The sequence below is a fragment of the Achromobacter sp. FW305-C-28 genome (assembly GCF_058783235.1).
In genome coordinates, this window is record NZ_JBYSYL010000003.1 from 154933 (window position 1) to 172611 (window position 17679).

The window sequence follows — 17679 nt, forward strand, 5'->3', positions numbered from 1 at the left end:
GCCGATCATGCCCCAGGATGCTTCCGGACTTTCCCGCCTGTCGACCGCCGGTATCGCGCAGGCCAACCGCCTGCTGGACCTGCGCACGCCGCTGGGCGAGAACCGCCTGGTGGCCGAAACCTTGTCGGCCACCGAACAGCTGAGCGGCGGCGCCTGCCGGCTGGAAATCACCGCGCTGTCGGACGACGCGCATATTCCGTTGAAGGCCTTGCTGGGCCAGCCGGTCACGCTGCGCCTGCAGACGGCGCTGGACCGCGAGCAGCCGCGCCTGTGGCACGGCCATGCCACGGGGGCGCGTTTCCTGGGCGCCAACGGCGGCCTGGCGCGTTACGGCCTGACCGTTGAGCCGTGGCTGGCCTTCCTGCGTGCGCGGCGCGACAGCTTTGCCTACCAGGACAAGACGGTGATCGATATCGTCGAAAGCATTTTCGGCGACTACAAGGGCCAGGGCACGCTGGCGCCGCAGTGGCGCTGGGACGTGCAGGACCGCGCCACCTACGCCAAGCGCAGCCTGACCATCCAGTACCGCGAAACCGACTACGCCTTCGTCGAACGCCTGCTGGCCGAAGAAGGGCTGTTCTATTGGGTCGAGCATGCGGACGACGGCCACACCCTGGTCATTGCCGACCACAACGGCGCCTTCAAGCCCGGCCCGCAGGCCAGCGTGCGCTTTGCCCGCGCCGACGTGACCGAAACCGAAGACAGCATCCAGCGCTGGAGCCCGCGCCAGCGCTGGCAGACCAATGCCGTACGCATGGCCAGCTGGGACTACCGCAGCGCCCAGTCGCGGCCCGTGTCGGCACAGGCCGACGCCGGCAAGCTGGCCAACGCGGTGGAACTGACCAGCGATGACTATCCGGGCCAATATGCCTACGAAGACAGCGCGCAGGGCGAACGCCTGGCGCACAACGCGCTGGCCGCGCTGCGCGTGCGCCAGCAAAGCGTGGAAGGCGCCGGCACCGTGCGCACGCTGGCGCCAGGGCAGCGTTTCGAGCTGACCGGCCACTACCAGCAGGGCGGCGCGTCCTCGTTCGTGGTGATCGCCATCACGCACCAGGCGCGCAATAACTTCGACGCGGATCTGGGCCGCGCGGTGAGCGAGGCCTTGGGGGGCGGCGACGACGAAGAGGCCGATTTCTACCGCAACACCTTTACCTGCATCGGCAGCGATACCGAATTTCGCCCCGCGACCCAGGACGGCCATGGCGTGCGGCTGCATCCGCGTCCCACGGTGTTCGGCGCCCAGACGGCGCTGGTGGTGGGGGCCGAAGAACCCGTGCACACCGACCGCGATCACCGCATCAAGGTGCAGTTTCACTGGCAGCGCGGCAAGGCGTCCAGCAGCCGGCTGGCGCATCCGTCGGGTGACGAGAACGCGCCGGCCAAGGACGAACTGGGCGCCTGGGTGCGCGTGGCCGAGCCGGTGGCCGGCGGCGATTGGGGCGGCCATTTCGTGCCGCGCGTCGGCCAGGAGGTGCTGGTGGAATTTCTGCACGGCGACATCGACCGCCCGGTGGTGGTGGGCGCGCTGTACAACGGCGAGGGCGCCGAAGATGCCTCGCACAACCAGGTGCAGGCGGGCGGGGCCAACGCCACCGGCAACGCGCCGGCCTGGTTCGCGGGCGGTAGCGACGGCCATGCCCACAATGCGGTGATGTCCGGTTTCAAGACCCAGGCGCTGTCGACCAGCGGCGCGGGTACGGGCGGCTACAACCAGCTGGTGCAGGACGACACGCCGGGCCAGTCGCGCCTGACCGCGTCCACCACGCAGGCCGATTCCCGCCTGAACCTGGGGCACGTCAAGCAGCAGCGCGACAACGAACGCCTGGAAGACCTGGGCCATGGCGCCGAGCTGTCGACCAAGGAAGCCGTGGCGCTGCGCGGCGGGCAGGGCTTGCTGATCAGCGCGGACTTGCGCGAGAACGCCGACGGTGCGCTGCTGGACAGCGCCGAGGCCGCCAAGCAGATCGAGGCGGCGCTGGAATCGGCCAAGGAACTGGGCGACATCGCCATCAAGCAGAAAGCCATTCTGGATGGCGACCCGCAGGCGTTGCCGGCGCATGAAGGCCTGACGCACGTGCGCGACGTGGTCGAGGCCACCCAGGATGATGCGGCCGCGCAGGGCGGCGCGGTCAAGGTGGCGGCCTACAGCGAGCCGCACATCCAGGTCAGCGCGCCCAGCGGCATCGGGCAATACACCCCGGGCAACGCGTTCGTGGTGGCCGGGGGCACGCTGGCGCAGGTGGCGCCGGACGTGAACTGGGTCAGCAGCGCCCATCTGGCGGTGGGGGTGGCGGCCGGCGTGGTGCTGTTCACCCTGGGCCAGGAAGCGAGCGGCAGCCGCGCCGTGCAGGACCGCGGCCTGCGGCTGCATGCGGCCGGCGGCAAGCTGCGCCTGCACAGCCAGGGCGCCAAGATGACCTTGACGGCCGAGAAGGCCGTGACCTTTGCCTCGGCCAGCGCGGCCGTGCTGGTGCAGGCCAAGGAGCGCGTGCTGGCCACGGCCGGCGGCGCCTACGTGCGGCTGGAAGGCGGCGGCATCCAGTTGCATGCACCCGGCAAGGTCGAACTGAAGGCGGGCGCGCACAGCTGGGTGGGCCCGCAGACCTCGCAGGCAAACCTGGCTTTCAACGAAGCCAGCCCCTTGTGCGAAGCGCGCGTGCGCGGCGCGGCCCAGCTGGGCGGCGCCGTCGTGCCGTTGGGCTAGGCCGATTCGACATGGAAGGCGGCATGCTCGATTACCAGTCTTTTTGCACCTATGGGTTCGGCCTGATCCAGGATGAGCAGACGCGCGGCGTGCCGCCGGCGGCGGCCGCCCAGGCCCAGGCGCTGGTGCCGCCCGCGCTGCGGAAAATGCCCGGGTTGATGCCCCGGCTGCTGGATCTGTCCGCCCTGGATGCGCCCGGCAAGACGCAGGTGCTGGCCAGCCTGAACCAGGCGGCGCATGACGGCGAAGACCTGTGGCTGGCGCTGCTGCTGCAGGCCGAACGGCCGGCCGATGCGGTGGCGGCGCATTGCCGCTCGCGCATGATCGTCGACATCGCGGGGCAGGGGCCGTGTTTTTTCCGGTTCTTCGATCCGCGGGTACTGGTGCAGCTGTCGTGGCTGTTGGACCCCGGCCAACTGGCCTGGCTGTGTGGCCCGGTGCAGCGCTTTCGGTTTCACCTGGATGGCGAATGGCGCGCGCTGGATCGGCCCGACGTGGACCCGGCGCCGCGCCTTCGGCTGACGGCGGAGCAGTCGTTCGCGTTGACCCAGATGCAGCCCTTGAATGAAGTGCTGTCCGGCCTGGACAGCCTGGCGCCCGATGGGCGAATCGCCCTGGGCAAGACCGTGATGGACCATTTCCGCACCGCCCGCGAACTGGGCCTGGCGACGGCACAGGAGCGCAAGGCCTTTGCCCGGCATGGCCTTCTGGTGCACCCCGCCTTCCATCGCCACGAACGGGTGCGCGAGTGCCTGGCGGCGATGCAGCCGGATGACGACTATCCCTACCTTGCCGCGATCCAGGACCTGTCGGATGACGACTGGGCCCGCGTGCGCACGGAGCTGGAACGAACTGGAGAGCCCGATGGCCGATGATGTGAAGAACTGCGCAAAGAAGCGTTCATCGATCGATTGCGAGGAAGATTGCCCGTTTCACCGGGTGGGCCTGCCCATCATGCCGCTGCGCTATGCGGTGTTGAAAAAAGAGGACCCGTCCCCGGCGCTGGCAGGCGACATGAACATGCCGCAACTGGCCGAACGGCCCTTGGGCGACAGCGCGCGCTACGGCGTGCGCCTGCTGCGCCCCGGCTATCTGTACGTGTATGACGAAGCGCGATCGGAACTCAAGGGCTACTACGTCAACGAGAACGGCACGCTGTACAACTTTGACATCGACAAGCCGGTGGAGAACTGCGACCGCACGTTCACCTGCACGATGGATCACGAGGCGAAGGCCTCGCTCTTGACCATTCCCAACGCGCGCAAGGCCACGTTCGTGTGGCTGACGTTTTCGGACGTGCAGTGGACCAAGGACGTGTGCAAGGCCCACAAGGGCCGGCGTGGCGCGGACATGCGCGAGCGCCACATGTTCAAGTTCGACGTGCAGGCCTGGCTGTCCAGCGGCCAGCACGCCAATGCCAAGAGCATCAAGACCCTGAAGGATACGGCGGCCGAGTATGTGGTGCATCGCAAGCGCGAGCTTGATCTGCATCAGAAGCAGCAGATGCTGGGCTGGAGCACCGTCGGCTACTACGACGTGAAGGGCTGGATGGGCGAGATGATCGAGAACGCCGCCGAGGCGTTCCTGCCCGGTAAGGGGCTGATGCTGGCGCTGCCGGACAGCACCGGCATCCTGCAGGACCTGGCGCGGCTGATGCGCCTGCGCTTTGACGATTTCGTATCGAACAAGGAAGACCTGCGGCCGCTGACGGTATCGAAGTCCATCGAGTCGGTCAGCGAGATCATCATGCAGGCCGCCGAGAACGATCTGCTGCGCGACCGCGCCAAGGATGCGTCCAACTATTCGGTCTATGGCACCACCAGCCCGAACATGGCGGGCCCCGGGGGCGGCGGCAGCGCCGGCGGCATGGCAATAGGCCAGCTGGTGCTGGACATGATCAACCCGGACCGCCAGAAAGAGCGCATGGCCGAGGCCGAGAACTACCGCCACCCGACCGAACAAGAGCGCCGGACGGTGCGTTGGGATGCCTGGAAGAAGTACTTCGACAACTACGACGAGAACGCGCGTCGGGCATGGCAGAAGGATTTCGACGAGCGCCTGACCAAATTCGACGCCGCCACCATCGTGCCGATGGCGAAGGCGCACGTGGCCTGGATCACCTGCGGCGATACGCTCAATGGGTTCGAGTGCAACTACGACGTCAACAACGCAGATAGCGGCGAGGTTTTCCAGACCATTTTTTCTTTGTGCATCGACGGCACCCAGGACAAGCGCGTCTGCTTCAAGCAGTATGTCGAATGGCTGCAAGGCGATCCCGAAGACACGCGCAATCTGCTCTTGCGGTCCATGTTCCACAACCAGGATTTCGTGGTCAAGAAGGTGGTCGAGGCGCACGAGGCCGCCCTGGACTGGAAGGCCATTCCCTGGGGTAACCTGCACGAGGCCTACAAGACCGGCCTGAAGGTGCTGAGCGAAGGCCAGATGGACAAGACGGCGCGCCTGCTCGAACAGATCATGGGCCCGGTGGTGCAGGTGCTGCGATTGGGCGTGGACAGCTCGATTGCGCGCAAGCTGGCCATGTACCTGGGCTTGCTGTCGCGCCACGATGTGGTGATTGTCGAAGTCGAGGGCGGCAAGAAGACCTTCCGCGCCGCGCTGATCCGCGAACTCATGCGCCAGCATGGCGGCCAGGTGAACATGCGGCAGATGGAGCGCGCCGTGGCCGACGAATTGCGGCGGCTGGAAGTGCGCGGCGAACAGCTGGAAGGCACCGACAAGAAGCGCTGGTTCATGCTGGTGGACAGGGAAGCGGCGGCCAGCGTGCCCCGGGACGGCCGACCTGCCGACCGGGCCCGCCTGCTGGCGCAGACGTCCATGACGATGGAAGAATACGAGGCCCGCGAACTGTCGCGCTGGCGCACGACGATCAACACGGATGTGCGGGTCGGCGTCGTCAGCTGCCTGTTCCAGACCGTGGCCGTCTACAAGCTCTGGAGCGATCTGGAATCGGCCATGCCGCACGAACGCACCGATGCAAGCTGGAAGTTCGTGATCGGCATCGCATCGGCCGGCGGGTCGGTGGCGGAGGTATTGGGCGTGGCGCTGAAGGGCCGGATGGCCGCCGGCATGCGCTTGGGGATGGGCCTGGGGCTCGAATCCACCGCGTCGCTGCTGATGCGCTGGGGGAGCCGGACGGGCGTCGTGACCGGGGTTCTCATGGCCGCCTTCGACGTGAAATCCGGCGTGGATCAGATCACGATCGAGAAAAACGGCTGGATGGGCGGCCTGTACCTGGCCTCGGGGGGGCTGAGCCTGATTGTCGTGGGCGCGTTCGCCATGTCGTGGACCGTCGTGGGGCTGATCGCCGCCGTCCTGCTGATCGTCGTGGCGGTGTTGATCGAGAAATACAAAGGCAACAAGATCGATGAATGGCTCAAGCGGTGCCTGTGGGGCAAGCTGCAGGGGCAGGCCGGCGCCGATTATTACTATGGAGTACAACAAGAAGTGAACAGTCTGCGTGTGGCACTGGGAGGGGAGTGATGGACTTCACGGGGTTGCTGTCCCGGTTTCCCAACAACCGTCCCCTGACTGAATTCGACCGCGAACACCGGCTGCTGCAGAAAAAGCGCCTGGACGTCCCGCTGCTGGCCCAGCTTTGCGTGGTGAAGATGAATTCCAACAGCCTGCTGTCGGTGGACCGCTGGTTTGGGTGGCGCGGCTTCGTGGCCCTGCTCGGGGCAGTCGGTGTGGCGTTCGGCCTTGGCGTCATTCTGAAGTTGGCCTGGATCCTGGTGGTGGACGACCTGCCCAACGAGAACGGCCTCTGGGAAGCGGTTTTCTTCGGCATGGCGATGTTCGCGGTGGTGGGCGCCCTGGGGGCCTGGATCGCCTGCAAAGAGATGTTCCGCTGGACTTACTACCCCATCGCGCTGGACCGAAAGCGCCGCCTGGTGCATGTGTTTCGGCTGGACGGCACCGTGCTGACCGCGCCCTGGGACAAGATCTACTTCACGCTGGGCCGCAGCAAGGCCGCGTTCGGCATGCGCAATTGGGATATTCGCGGGCTGATCCTGGACCCGGACGGCGTCACCGTGAAGGAGACGTTTTCGTTCTGCATCGCCACCAGCCGCGTCGAAAACGCCTATTCCCACTGGGAATTCCTGCGCCGCTACATGGAAGAAGGGCCGCAGGCGGTGCTGGACGCCGTGCTGTATTGCATGCCTGTGGACGGCAAGCGCGAGAGTTTCGCCTTCAGCAAGGAACGCATCTTCGCCAACGATGCCCAGACGCCTGGCCTGATGTACGTGCTCGCGGCCCCCTTGAACTACCTGCACGCGATCATGCGCTGGGTGGTGGTGCACACCAGCAAGATACCGGCGTTTCCGCCCGAGATCGAGGCGACGCTGCAGCCTGAACCGGGCGATCCGTACGTGCGCGATGCCTCGATGAACCCCGAGGATCTGCGCTAGGGCCTGTTCACACTAGAAGGCGCCTCGCATGAGTACCCAAATGAGTGGCTATCAAGGCGCGAAGCGCAGTCGTGGCCGGCCCCCGGCGAGCATTCGCAACGCAGAGAGGCGCTCATTTGGGTGCTCACCCTTCGGGCAGGCCGGTAATCGGGCGCCAGGCGTCGTTGCGCTCACCTTGCGTGGCATAGCCACGCGGCGGCGACCGCGCCTAGCCTGGCGCCCGATTACCGGCCTGTGCGAGGCGCCTTCTAGTGTGAACAGGCCCTAGGGGACGGGCGTTGGCTGCCACCGACCCGCTCTGCAAGCTCGAAGGCCAGATCACGGGCCTGGCCCGGCGCCGGCAGAACCGTGATTTCGTGCTGGGCGTGATGGGCGGGGGCGTGGACGCCTCTGCCGCGGCGGCCAGCCTGGCCGGCATGGGCGGCGCGGCCATGGCGATCGCCAGCCTGGACAGCCGCGAAACCGCCGATTTCGTGGAATTCTCGCTGGATGGTGTACCGGTGCGCGGCTGGTTCTGGCGCTTTCCGTTCGCCGATGGCGAGCGGATCGAGCTGGTCGCCGAGCGCGACGCCCACGGCTGGATGGCCCTGGGCGCGCGGCGCAAGCACGACGGCCTGGTGGCGGTATACCCCCATTGTTTCGAGGGCCGGCGGGCGCATTACGTGTCCACATTCCGCTTCTGGGGCCTCGTGGTGGCCGTGATCTTCCTGTTCATGATGGCGCTGGACGCCGTATTCGCGCTGTTCCGGGGCACGTTCAGCGTGGCGGACCAAGGCGCGGCCTATGCCGTGTACGGCACTTACGGCCTGCCGGCACTGCTGGCGGTGTTCGGCTTTCTGGCGTGGCGGGCAGGGCGCAAGACCGAGGGGCTGGCCCGCACCGCCGAACGCATCTTTGCAGGCTTCGGTTGGGAAGACCCGGCCGGCATCAACCTGCGCAAGACGTCCAGGGCGCTGCGGCACGAGGGCGATGGCAGGGACTATGGCCTGCGGGTGTTCAGGTATTGATGGCGATGGGGGCGGCAGTCGGCCCGACGCCGGCCAGCGGCAATTAAAACCCGGGTAATATTGACGGATTAATTTAATCCGGGTAAAAATGCGTCCTGCGAATTATCGCAACAAAGGACGCAACCATGAGCACATTTGATCTGAACACCGGCGCCACCGCGGCGCTGGCCCATGAAACCGATCTGACGGACCTGCCGGTGGACGGCGAACTGCCGCCCGGGCTGGACGGCGTACTGGTCCGCAACGGGCCCAATCCGCTGGGCGGGCGCTTCGAGGGTAACGACGTGCTGTCGTGGTGGCCCCAGCCGGCGATGCTGCACGCCATTGAATTTCGGGATGGCCGTGCGATCCGCTACCGCAACCGCTGGGCCCGCACCCGGATCTGGGCGCGCGTGCATGCGCCGGCGCACGCGGACGCCTTGCCGGACACCAATCCCAACGTCAACGTGCTGCGCCATGCCGGTGAAACCCTGGCGCTGGCCGAGGGCGGGGCGCCCCTGGTGATGACCGCCGGGCTGGATTTCGGCGGCGCCAGCCAGCGCCATCCCGGCCTGGCGGCGGGCATGACGGCGCATCCGAAGGCAGACCCCGAGAGCGGCGAATTGATGAGTTTTCGCGCCCATTGGGAACGCCCGTGGTTGTGCTACGGCGTGACGGGCGCCGACGGCCAGCCCCTGGTGGACCAGCTGATCGAGGTGCCGGGGCCGTCGATGATGCACGACATGGCGATCACGGCGCGCTACAGCATCCTGCTAGACCTGAACGTCGCGTACGACTTTTCCATGCTGCAACGCGGCTACCGCATGCCGCTGCGCTGGCATGACGAACGCCAGTCGCGGCTGGGCGTGATCCCGCGCCACGGCGGACCGGTGCGCTGGTTCGAGGTGGCGCCCTGTTTCATCCTGCACGGGGTGAATGCGTATGAGGCGGACGACACGACGGTGGTGCTGGACGTGGTGCGCTATCCGGAGTACCTGCGGCTGTCGGGCAGCGGTGCGGGTTTTGAAGAGAACTCGCTGGGCGTGCTGTGGCGCTACACGATCGACCTGGCGCGCGGCACGGTCAGCGAGCGCGCACTGGACGAGGCGGGCATCGAGCTGCCGCGTATCAACGAGGGCAGGACGGGGCGACCCTACCGCTACGTCTATGCGGTGCAGCAGCCGAACAACCAGGAAATGCGCGGCGTGGTGCGTTACGACCTGGCGACGGGGGCGACGCAGCAATATCGGGTGGCGCCGGGCGACCAGAACAGCGAACCGGTGTTCGTGCCCCGGCCCGGGGCGCGGGATGAAGACGATGGTTGGGTCTTGGTGTGCGTGTACCGCCAGGCCAGCGATACCAGCGACGTGGTGGTGCTGGACGGGCGCGATCTGCAAGCCGGGCCGCTCGCGACGGTGCGCTTGCCCAGCCGGATTCCTGCCGGGTTCCATGGCGCGTGGTTGCCCAGGGAAGCGGCTTAGGGCGCTTTCTGGTTGAAGGAAGTGACGCCTGGCTCGGCAAGCGGCCGCTGGGCCAGGCCGCCGCCGTCAGCGCGCCTTGGCCCGGCTGGTCTTCTTGGCGGCGCGCGGTGCGTCTTTGACCGGCGCGGGGGCGGCCGCCGCCGTGACCTGTTCCATCCAGGTCAGGGTCTCGGTGTACGCCACGAACTGCTGCAGGTAGCCGGGCGACAGCTCGCGCATCAGCGACAGGGCGCGGTGCACCAGCTGGTTGGAATTGAGCGGTCCGGCGTTCTTGTGCACCTGTTGCTGCGACTGGCGCACCTGCCGGTCGGCGCTCAGGCCCGACCAGACTTCGCGAAAGTAATCCAGCGCCGGCAGGTCGGGGTAGGCGTCGCGGCGCGCTTGCGCGGCGGCGGCATCGGGGTCGTTGCCGGGTTCGCCGGGGTAGGCCAGAAAGGCGGCCAGCTCGGCCAGGGGGCCGCGCGGGCGCGAGGCGGGCGCGGGCCGGGGGGTGTGGCCGGCCGGATGCGGCAGGTGGTTTTCCTGGCGCGGAGCATCGCCGGTAAGGGCGGACGCATCGGCAATGACCGCCGAGGGTGCGTTGGCGGCCAGGCGGTCGGCGTAGGCCTGCATCAAGTGCGCCAGCCGTTCATCCAGCCGTTGCCGCACCGCGCCGTGCTGGTCGGCCGCGCGGCGCGCCAGGGCTTCGATGACGTGGAACGCGATCGGGTCCAGGCGGTCGTCGCCGCGCTCGCGCCAGGCGGGCAGCGTGGCGTCCGGGTCCGGCCGTGCGCGGATGTCCGTGACGGGGTCCGCCAAAGACGACTGCGCCGGGCCCAGGCTGCCGTCACTGGCCACGCGGCGGCTCCTCGCCGTTGGACGGCTTGGGGATGGGGGTGATCTCGACCCGGCGGTTCTTGGCCCGGCCGTCTTCGTCGGCGTTGGACGCCACCGGTTGTTCCGAGCCGAACGCGGCCGCAAACACGGACGCCGATGGCACGCCTTCGTCGATCAGGGCGCGCGTGACGGTCAGCGCGCGCTGGGCCGAGAGGTCCCAGTTGTCGGCGAAACGGCGGTTGCCTTCGCGCACCTGCTGGTCGTCGGTATAGCCGCTGACCATCAGGATTTCGTTGTTGGCCTTCAGGTAGGCCGACAGCGGTTCGATCAGGCTTTTCAGGACTTCGCGGCCTTCGGGCTGCAACTGGTCGGAATTCAACGCGAACAGTACGCTGCCGCTGATGCCGATGCGGCCGTTGATGAGCGTCACGCGGCCGGCGGCCAGCGGCGCGGCCAGGGCCTGTTCCAGCGTCTGGCGGCGCTGGGTTTCTTCCTGGCGCTGCTTGACTTCTTGTTCGAGCTGGGTGGACAGCTCGAGCTGCACGGCCACCACGCTGACCAGGATCAGGACGAACGCGCCCAGCAGCACCGACATCAGGTCGCCGAACACGGCCCAGGTGGGCACGGCGGGTTCGACGCCGCCGTCGATGTCTTCGCCCGCGCTCATGCGGCTTCTGCGCCGGCGGCGGCGCGTTGGGTGGCCAGCTGGCGCAGGTTTTCAACGATCTGCTTCTGCGACTGGGTGCTCAGGTCCACGACCTCGCGCGCTTGCGCGACGTAGTAGGCCAGTTGCTCGTCGCCGCGGGCAATGGACTTGTCCAGCGCGGCCTCGATGCGTTGCAGGTGCGCCACCAACGAATCGTTGGACTCGCCGAACAGGCGCACGGCGGCGCCGAAGGCATCGCCCAGGCTGGCCACTTCGATGGCGCTGCTGGCCACCTGGTCGGCCACGTCGGTCAGGCGCCCGGCTTCGGCGTCGACCTTGTCGGTGAACTGCGCGCCCACGCGGTCCAGCAGATCGGCCGACGACGACACCAGGGCGTCCACCGCGGTGCGCTGTTCGCTGGAGGCGTGGTTGACGGCGTCCAGCAGCGTCGCCAGCGTATCCAGCAGGCGGTTGCGTTCTTCCAGCATGGCGTTGTCGTAGGCCAGGCTATCCGACAGCTTCTGGCGCAGTTCGCCGATGACTTCGGCGGCAGCGCGCGGCGCTTCCGAGGCGGCTTGTACGAGGTGGCTGATTTCGGCGATGGTGCCGCTGGCGTGGGCTTCGGTCTGGGCGGCGATGCTGTCGGCGGTCTGGGCCAGCGTGGCGCAGATCTCCTGCTGCAGGCTGGCGCTGCGGGCGCCGGCCTGTTCCCATTCCTGGCGCAGCGCGTCGGCCATCGCGCCCAGCTTGTCGGTCCACGCGGCCAGGCGCGCCTGGTCTTGCGCGGCCAGCTCGGCCTGCAAGCCGGCCTGCGATTGGCCCAGCGTCTGCAGCAGCGAGGCCGAGTGCTGCTCGAACGCGGTCGAGGCAGTGGTCAGGGCTTGCTGGTTGTCGCTGGCCAGTTTCTCGTTGGTCAGTTCCTGGCGCACCTGGGCCTCGGTCCAGGCGTCGGTCACGCGGGCGGCGGCCGTCTCCAGGCGGGTCGACACGTCTTGCAGCAGGGCGGCCTGGGCCTGGGTCTGCGCGGTCAGGTCTTGCGAGGTCTGGGTCAGCAACTGGCCCAGTTCCTGGTGGCGGGCGGCGGTCTGCGCGCCGGCCTCGCGCCATTCGTGGCCCAGCTTGGCGGCCAGTTCGCCCAGCGAATCGTTCCAGGCGGCCAAGCGTTGTTCGTCGCGCGCGGCCAGGGCGGCTTGCAGGTCGGCCTGCGATTGGTCCAGCGTGCGCAAGAGCGACGCCGAATGCGTTTCGAAGGCGGCCGCGGCGGTGGCCAGGGCCTGCTGGTTGTCGCTGGCCAGTTTCTCGCTGGTCAGTTCCTGGCGTACCTGGGCGTCGGTCCAGGCCTGCGTCACGCCGCTGGCCGCCGATTCGATGCGGGCCGCCACGGTGTCGAGCAGGGCGGCTTGCGCTTCGCTGCGGGCGGCGAGGTCTTGCGTGGTCTGCGCCAGGGCCTGGCTGATCTCGTGCTGGCGCGCGGCGGCTTGCGTGCCGGCCTGTTCCCATTCACGGCCCAGCTTGTCGGCCACGGCACCCAGCGTACCGGCCCAGGCGGCCAGGCGCTGCTCATCGCGCGAGGCCAGGGCAGCCTGCAGGTCGGCGTGCGATTGATCCAGCGTGCGCAGGAGCGACGCGGCCTGCGTTTCGAAGGTGGCCGCGGCGGCCGCCAGGGCCTGGCGATTGTCGTCGGCCAGCTTGTCGCTGACTTCGCCCTGGCGCGTCAGCGCCTCGTGCCATTGGGCCGAGACATTGCCGGCGGCGGCTTCCAGGCGGGCGGATACGGTGTCCAGCAGGCCGGCCTGGGTTTGCGCGTGGGCCGTCAGGTCCTGGGCGGTGCGGGCCAGCGCCAGGCTGATTTCCTGCTGGCGGTCGGCGGCCTGGGCGCCCGCGGCCTGCCATTCCTGGCGCAGCGTGGCGGACATGGCGCCCAGCGTTTCGGTCCAGGCGGCCAGGCGTTGCTGGTCGCGCGAAGCCAGTTCGGATTGCAGCGCCGTGTGCGACTGATTCAGCGTGCGCAGCAGCGACGCCGAATGCTGTTCGAAGCTGGCAGCCGCGGCCGTCAGCGCTTGCAGGTTCTCGCCGGCCAGCTTTTCGCTGGCCTGTTCCTGACGCGTCAGCGCCGTGTGCCAGGCGTCGGACATCGTGCCCGACGAGGCTTCCAGGCGCGTGGACACGCCATCGAGCAGGGCGGCCGAGCGTTGTTCGAAGGTCTGGGCAAAACGGTCCAGCGAATCGCGCAGGTCTTGCGCCAGGGTTTCGCTGGCGGCCTGCTGGCCGGCCAGGGCCTGGTTCCAGATGCCGGCGACGTTGGCGGTGGCCGCTTGCAGGCCGGTGGTCAGGCCGTCCAGCTGGCGCTGCATCGCGTCGGTCACGGCGCCGTGCAGCGTGGCGGTTTCGCGCGACAGGCCGGCCAGGGTGGCCTGCACGGCGGGCTGCAGCGCCTCGCCGGCCGAGCGGGCGCTTTCGGCCACGCTTTCCTTCATCGACTGTTCCATCACGGCGGCCAGGCGCGCATAGGCGGCTTCGGCCTTGCCCTGGAACGCGTCCTGGCTGGCAAGCTGGCGCTCGTTCAGCGACTGGCTCTGCTGTTCCATGTTGCGCATCATGGCGTCCAGGCGGTCGACCAGCGTGGGCATGGCTTCGGCCTGCCGTTGCAGCACTTCGGCCTGGCGTTGCAGCAGCTTGAAGCTTTCGTCGCGCTGGTGCTGCTGGGTATAGATGCGCAGCGTGGTGGCGGCCTTGCTGTCCAGCAGTTGCGCGGCCTGGATGCGGTCGCGGCGGCTGAGTGCGGCCAGCAAGCCCAGCATGGCCGAGGTGGCGACGCCCGCGATGGATGTGCCGAAGGCAAAGCCCAGGCCCTTCACGGGGGCGGCCAGCGACGCGCGGATGGCGGCCAGGTCGGTGGCGCTTTCCAGCGCCGTGCCGGTGCCGCGTAGCGTCACCACCATGCCCAGGAAGGTGCCCAGCATGCCCAGCAGCACCAGCAGCCCGACCAGGTAGGGTGCCAGCGCCGGGCCGGGCAGGCCCACGCGTTCGCCTTCGATGCGCAGGCGGGTGGCGCTGCGCAGGCTGGGGTGCAGCGTGTCGAGCCAGGCGCCCAGGCTGGCGGGCGGCTGCGACAGGCCGCTGGCCGCGCGTCTGAGCGATGCCGTGGCCTGCTGGTAGCGCAGCAGTTCAAGCGCGCCGGCAAGATAGCAGGCACAGATCAGCAGGGTGACCGCCAGCGCCAGGGGATTGGTGCCCGCGTAGCCGGCGCCGATCCAGCCGGCCACGGCCAGGCCGCTGAGGAAAACAACGATATTGATCAGATACTTGGACATAGTGTCCCGGTTAGCTGGCACGAAGGGCCGCAAGCAGCCCTTCCACCGGTTGTAAACGAACATCCAATTCGGCCAGCAGCACGCTGCGCATGTCTTTGCGGAACGTCTCCAGCCAGGCGCCCGGCGTGGGCGCCGTCAAGGCGGCTTGCGGGGGCGTCCCCGCGGGTTTTGCGTCAGCGTCGGCCGCCGCGGCACCGGCCGCCGCGGCATCGGCCGCCGAAGCGTCCGCTTGCGCGCCGGCCTGGGGAGCGGCTTCGGCATCGGCCTTGGCGTCGCCTTCCGCGCTGGCCTCGGCCTCCGCGTCGGCTTCGGCCTCGGCCTCGGCTTCGGCCTCGGCCTCGGCTTCGGCCAACGCCTGCGCTTCGGCTTCAGCCAGCGCCAGGGCTTGCGCCTCGGCCTGCGCCGCGATTTCGTCCAGCGCCGCTTTCTCGGCCAGCCGCAGCCGGTCGAAATGCCCCTGCAGCAGCTTCGGAATGGCACCCAGCAGCGTGCGTTCGCGCGGCAGCAGGGCGCGGTCCATGATGGCATCCACCACCGCCAGCCGCGTCATGTCGGGCGTTTTGGCCGCGACCATGCCGCGCAGGCGGCTGCGCAGGTTACCGATGCTGGTTTCCATCGTGTGCTGCAACGACAGATAGCGCTGACGGAAATTCGCGTAATCGGCGTCATCCGCTTGCAGGGCAGCGGCGGCCTTGGCCGGCATCTGCCCCGGGATCACGCGTTTGGCGGCCGTGGCCGCGGTATCGCTGGCGATGGCATCGGCCAGCGTGGTCCGGACACGCTCGCATTCGCGCTCTTCCTGGCTGCTGAACTGGCGCGCACCGGGCGCGATGGCCGGCGGGCGGTTGTTCAGGGCGGCGGACAGCGCAATCGCGTCGGTCCAGCCGAGCCATTGGCTCAGATGATCCGACAGCGGCTGCCTGGATTCCGGAACGTCGACATCCGTCAGGCGAGTCAGCAAGCGAATGAGCGTCGGGCCGCTTAAACCTGTGCGCTGTGGGGCTTGCAACATACCACCAGAGTCAAAAAGGGGGGAGTTTACACGCTGGCGGGGGCCTTCTGGGGGGTGGAAGGCGGGGTTGCGGTTGCCGCTGCAACAATTTGTCAGTAGTCGGGGGATCTGACGGATTTTTGCCCGGCCTGGCGGGCCGGGCTGGCCGCCGCGCCCAACGGGGCCGGGCAAGGGCCGTGCCCCATGCATGCCAGCCGGGCGGGCGGCCCGCGGCGCGTTCTCTATCTAAGAGAGAAGCGCCGCGCCGTATCGGCGGTCGCCGCTCAGGCCAGGGCGCGCGGCTTGCGCACCGCCCGCAGTTTGCCGCTGGTCGCGCCGCCGCAATAGAACACGCCATTGCCGTCCGATTCCAGCCCGGACACGACCACGCCTGCGGGCAGGGCCAGGCTTTCCAGGACTTCGCCGCTTTGCGGGTCGACGTGTCTTAATTCGCTGGCGTCGTCTTCCCAGGTGCCGTGCCACAGGCCGCCGTCCACCCAGGTCACGCCCGTCACGTAGCGGTCTGAGGCGATGGTGCGCAGAATCGCGCCGGTGGCCGGGTCTACCTGGAGGATCGTGCGGTCTTTGTAGCGGCCGACCCAGAGCATGCCCTCGGCCCAGGCCATGCCCGAGTTGCCTTCGCCGTGCGGCGCGGGGATGGTGCCCAGGATACGGCCCGAGGCCGGATCGATCTTCTGGATGACGTCGCCGGCGATCTGATACAGATGCTGGCCGTCGAAGGCCGTGCCGGCCTGGGCCGCCACGTCGATGGACTGCACCACGGCGCCGGTGGCCGGGTCCAGCGCGTGCAGTTTCTCGCCGACGGCGATCCACACGCGCTTGCCGTCGTAGGAAACGCCGTGCACTTGGCTGACGCCGGGGAAGGGGCCGTATTCACGGATGATGTCTGCGGGTTTGGATTTCATGTCGATGTCCTGTTCAAGAGGTTGACGTGTCCATCCTAGGCATTCGGCGGCGGCAGCGGGAGTAACAATGTGGTCGCGAAACCGGGCAAGGGCGGCGTCATCCAGCGCCGCGCCCGGCCCCGGCCGAAAGACTGGGCGCGGCCGGCGTCGGCCAGGGCGTCCAGCGCCCGCTGCACGTGGCGCTGGCTCAGGTCCAATGCCAGCGCCAGGGCCGAGCTGGACCAGGCCTGGCCGTCGGCCAGCAGCGCCAGCACGGCAGCGTGCTTGTCCTGCACGGGGGGCGTCAGGACGGCAACCTGCTGCTCCGGCGGCGGCATCAAAGCGAACCCGCGCCGGGTGGCGTGCAGCGTCGCCAAAGGGCCTAGCGCGGCGCGCAGGCGGCCGATCTCGACACGCAGGCGAGCCCGATGGGTCTCGTCGGGGCGACGGGTGCGAAAGGCCTGTTCGATCAACACGTCGCGGGGCGCGTCGCCGGGCCAGGCATCGGCCAGTGTCCGGGCCAGGGCGAAGAGGACGGGGCGGGTGGCCAGCGCCACCGTGCGGCCGGCGCCGTGCAGCGCATAGCGGCAGGCGTCGATGACCAGCGTGTTCGAGGCGAGCAGCGCCTGGACTTCATCCAGGCGCAGCGGGCGGGGGGCCGGGGCGGTCGTCAGCAGCGCGGCCGGCGCATCCAGCAAACGCTGCGCTTCGCGCACTTCCGCCTGCAAGGCGGGGATGCCCGCGTCCTGCGCGGCCTGGGCGGCGCGGGCCAGGGCCGCCTGGGCCGCGTCGGCGCGCAGCCGCCGCATGGCGATGCCTGCCACCACCAGTTCATGCACGGTCCGCAGCGCCGGCGGGAACGCGGCCGGGTCCAGCGTCGCCAGCGCCTGTTCGGCCTGGTCCAGGCGGCCGATCAGTAGCAGGCGCCGGCCCGCCAGGTATTGGGCATAGGCCGCATTGCGGGTATCGCCATGCGCGTCCAACACCTGCCGGGCCGCGTCCAGGGATTGGGCGGGCCAGGCGAGGTCGCGCGAGGCCAGGGCAATCTCGGCCTCGGCCACTACGCAGCGGGCGCGCGCCACGGGCGCCCGCGCGCCAAACTTGCGCGCCGCCTGCCGCACCAGTGGCCGGGCGCGATCGAAGTCGCCCAGCTGAGCCAGCGCAATGCCGCGCAGCGCCAGGGCCGGCGCATCGTCGCGCAAGGCCACGCGGCCCAGGGCGCCCAACGGGTCGCCCGCAGCCAATGCATGTGCCGCGGCGGTGATCAGCAAGTCCATGGGAGTCGATCGTGGCGTTGTCGTGGGAGGGCTGCATGGCGGGCCGAAGACGTCAATCTACACCGTCACGGACCAACTGGGTCCGCGGCGTTCCGTACTCACGGATGGGCGGAATGCGTCCGACTT

12 protein-coding genes are annotated in these 17679 nt (G+C 68.7%); 6 read left to right on the top strand and 6 right to left on the bottom strand.

Annotation, left to right across the window (positions count from 1 at the left end):
• The first annotated feature begins 7 nt into the window (after window positions 1–7).
• The 6 genes from AC3WMR_RS09505 (at window position 8) to AC3WMR_RS09530 (ending at window position 9604) form a co-directional block, all read left to right on the top strand.
• On the top strand, window positions 8–2707 hold the full coding sequence (locus tag AC3WMR_RS09505) for a type VI secretion system Vgr family protein (RefSeq protein WP_492266867.1): 2700 nt from the start codon (window positions 8–10) through the stop codon (window positions 2705–2707).
• A gap of 23 nt (window positions 2708–2730) precedes the next feature.
• Window positions 2731–3582 (top strand): DUF4123 domain-containing protein, encoded by an 852-nt coding sequence (locus tag AC3WMR_RS09510; protein ID WP_492266868.1) that lies wholly within the window; start codon window positions 2731–2733, stop codon window positions 3580–3582.
• On the top strand, window positions 3572–6208 hold the full coding sequence (locus AC3WMR_RS09515; protein WP_492266869.1) for a T6SS effector BTH_I2691 family protein: 2637 nt from the start codon (window positions 3572–3574) through the stop codon (window positions 6206–6208). The genes AC3WMR_RS09510 and AC3WMR_RS09515 overlap by 11 nt, the downstream gene beginning before the upstream one ends.
• Window positions 6208–7137, top strand: a complete 930-nt coding sequence (locus AC3WMR_RS09520; protein WP_492266870.1) for a DUF6708 domain-containing protein — start codon at window positions 6208–6210, stop codon at window positions 7135–7137. Before AC3WMR_RS09515 ends, AC3WMR_RS09520 begins: the two co-directional genes overlap by 1 nt.
• 278 nt (window positions 7138–7415) lie before the next feature.
• Window positions 7416–8144, top strand: coding sequence for a putative type VI secretion system effector (locus AC3WMR_RS09525; protein ID WP_492262875.1), 729 nt, complete (start codon window positions 7416–7418; stop codon window positions 8142–8144).
• 125 nt (window positions 8145–8269) lie between these two features.
• Window positions 8270–9604, top strand: coding sequence for a carotenoid oxygenase family protein (locus AC3WMR_RS09530; RefSeq protein ID WP_492262876.1), 1335 nt, complete (start codon window positions 8270–8272; stop codon window positions 9602–9604).
• Window positions 9605–9670: 66 nt separating this feature from the next.
• On the opposite strand, the gene AC3WMR_RS09535 is transcribed toward AC3WMR_RS09530, so the two are convergent.
• From AC3WMR_RS09535 to AC3WMR_RS09560, 6 genes are all read right to left on the bottom strand, one after another.
• Window positions 9671–10441: a DUF2894 domain-containing protein gene (locus AC3WMR_RS09535; RefSeq protein WP_492262877.1), complete on the bottom strand. Its 771-nt coding sequence runs from the start codon at window positions 10439–10441 to the stop codon at window positions 9671–9673.
• Window positions 10431–11087 (bottom strand): OmpA family protein, encoded by a 657-nt coding sequence (locus AC3WMR_RS09540; protein ID WP_175220215.1) that lies wholly within the window; start codon window positions 11085–11087, stop codon window positions 10431–10433. The genes AC3WMR_RS09535 and AC3WMR_RS09540 overlap by 11 nt, the downstream gene beginning before the upstream one ends.
• Complete coding sequence (locus tag AC3WMR_RS09545; RefSeq protein ID WP_492262878.1) at window positions 11084–14380, bottom strand: DUF802 domain-containing protein; 3297 nt, start codon at window positions 14378–14380, stop codon at window positions 11084–11086. Before AC3WMR_RS09545 ends, AC3WMR_RS09540 begins: the two co-directional genes overlap by 4 nt.
• A gap of 10 nt (window positions 14381–14390) precedes the next feature.
• Window positions 14391–15392: a DUF3348 domain-containing protein gene (locus tag AC3WMR_RS09550; RefSeq protein ID WP_492262879.1), complete on the bottom strand. Its 1002-nt coding sequence runs from the start codon at window positions 15390–15392 to the stop codon at window positions 14391–14393.
• Window positions 15393–15655: 263 nt separating this feature from the next.
• Entirely contained in the window at window positions 15656–16297 is a 642-nt protein-coding gene (locus AC3WMR_RS09555) for a Vgb family protein (RefSeq protein ID WP_175196340.1), read from the bottom strand.
• A 35-nt stretch (window positions 16298–16332) separates the two neighbouring features.
• Window positions 16333–17553, bottom strand: a complete 1221-nt coding sequence (locus tag AC3WMR_RS09560) for a helix-turn-helix domain-containing protein (protein WP_492262880.1) — start codon at window positions 17551–17553, stop codon at window positions 16333–16335.
• Between the last annotated feature and the right edge of the window lie 126 nt (window positions 17554–17679).